This is a genomic window from Achromobacter sp. Root83, from assembly GCF_001428845.1.
Classification (GTDB): domain Bacteria; phylum Pseudomonadota; class Gammaproteobacteria; order Burkholderiales; family Burkholderiaceae_B; genus Achromobacter.
On the sequence record NZ_LMIU01000021.1, the window covers coordinates 1 to 1,252 of the forward strand.

Here is a 1,252-nt window from a genome sequence, read left to right on the forward strand (position 1 = left end):
CAGGCGGCGGCCCAGGGCGTCGTATTGATAGCTCACACGCAGCGCGTCGTTGCTATAGCCCGTCAGGCGGTTGAACAGATCCCACTCGAAGCGCGAGCGTTTGCCGTTGTGCAGCTTATCGATCAGGTTGCCACGTGCATCGTATTGGTAGTGCGTGCCCGCATATTCGTGCAACAGATCATCCAATCGCGCTGAGCGGCTCTTCCTACTGCCGCTGATACGGCAGGCCTTGCCCGCCAACGAAAGAAAAAATCCTAAATTCGGTCCTTTCTCACGTCGAATTTCTACCGAATCTGTGTACTGATCGGTAAAAGGACAGCACGTACCTGCTTCAGCACTGTACGGAACTGCTCCTGATCCCTGAGCGAAACTTTCAACTTCGGCATTAGATCTACCGAACGATTCAGCGCATCGAAGATCATCGTCATCTGCGTTTCAGCATTGGCATGCTTGAATTCGTTGTGCGAAATATGCAAACGAAACTCGAGTACGGTTCCTTTAGACGACCTTCGGCATATTTCAGGATAGCTAGAGATAAATTTGTCTGAAAGGATGATTGGAATCAATGTCCACTTTTCCGCCTTCTCGTCGAACTCGACGCTTTGCAATGCACAATTTACAAGAGGTTCAATAATGTTTGTGGCGATTCTGGATTGTTCTTCTACGTCAGGCTCTATTTCGCCCGAAGTCCATAGTCTCATTTTTCCAACCCTAGTAGTCATTCAAATTTAAGCGCGGACGTTTTCCACCATGCGCGGTCTTGTAGGTCAAGATTTTTTGATGCTGCCAGCAGTGCATCTCGCGTTTTGAACCCGTAGCTTCGGGAACCATTCGTGCATGCTCGGCGTCTAGATATTTTTCCGTGTAACGTGATTTACCAACAGTGGTTTCACCATACTTTAAAATTTCGCCTGTCGTCCGGTCGCGCAATGTATAGCCAATCGCAGGAACCTTACTGTCCAGGCTGTTGCCGTGCGTTTTTTTATTGCAGGGATCGCCATCGCAAGGGCAACCTTTACCAGGTTGTTCTCCCTTGCCAAATTTTCCATCCTTGTTACGTGGTTGCCCAGGCCAGAGTCCTAACGGATCAACCCACTCCACGGGGTTATCCGCATACTGATAAACATTCAACCCACCCGCAAACCCGATCGGATCCTTCGCGATAAACCTTCCGATCTCCGGATCATAGTACCGGTGCCGGTTGTAATGCAGTCCGGTCTCATGGTCCAGATACTGCCCCTGGAATCGGATC

Annotated in this window: 2 protein-coding genes and 1 pseudogene; all 3 read right to left on the bottom strand. The window is 49.9% G+C overall.

Annotation, left to right across the window (positions count from 1 at the left end):
* A pseudogene (locus tag ASE30_RS15870) lies at positions 1-186 on the bottom strand (sugar-binding protein); the annotation flags it as partial.
* Between the two features lie 98 nt (positions 187-284).
* Complete coding sequence (locus tag ASE30_RS29005) at positions 285-701, bottom strand: hypothetical protein (RefSeq protein WP_156407682.1); 417 nt, start codon at positions 699-701, stop codon at positions 285-287.
* A gap of 10 nt (positions 702-711) precedes the next feature.
* A partial coding sequence (locus tag ASE30_RS29275; protein ID WP_304438818.1) for an RHS repeat-associated core domain-containing protein occupies positions 712-1,252 on the bottom strand: 541 nt, incomplete at its 5' end.